1 pseudogene is annotated in these 531 nt (G+C 56.1%); it reads left to right on the top strand.

From position 1 onward, the window contains the following. Window positions 1–362, top strand: a pseudogene (locus D8M41_RS11470) (HNH endonuclease); the annotation flags it as partial. Window positions 363–531: the final 169 nt, after the last annotated feature.

Here is a 531-nt window from a genome sequence, read left to right as displayed (position 1 = left end):
CCCCCGACGGAGGCCAGCGTATGCTACGTGCGCATCGCGCAGCAGCAGAAATTATTTACGGCGTAGAAGCGATTACTGATCAGCTTGTTACGCACCTATGCGATAATCCGCTGTGCGTCCGCGCAGAACCAGGCACCACCGGGCACCTCTTTATCGGCACTCACGCCGAGAATATGTCCGAGCGGGAATATCGTGGCCGGGGTAACCTGCATAACCCCCTCTGGCGACACCAGGGCCGCGCCGCACGTGCTGCGGCCGCTAGACTCCTACGCGCTCACACCATCCAAAACGGATACGAACAGCAGAAAATCGACGAGCTGATCCGAGGCATCATCATGCCCGGCCAGCAACCTCTTTTCTAAAAAAGAAGGCTCAACACCCCCATATGTAGAGGGTATTGAGCCTTCCAACCCCACAAGCGTGGGGAGAAGAAACCCAATTCCGATTAGAAGAAATCGAACAAACGGCTCATCCCCAGTAATCTGGGGAACATTTAAGCAGGAACCATAAACGGGTCCATCCCCGCCCCTG

This window comes from Rothia sp. HSID18069 (assembly GCF_003989155.1).
Taxonomy (GTDB): Bacteria; Actinomycetota; Actinomycetes; order Actinomycetales; family Micrococcaceae; genus Rothia; species Rothia aeria.
This window is presented reverse-complemented; position numbering and strand designations above follow the sequence as displayed.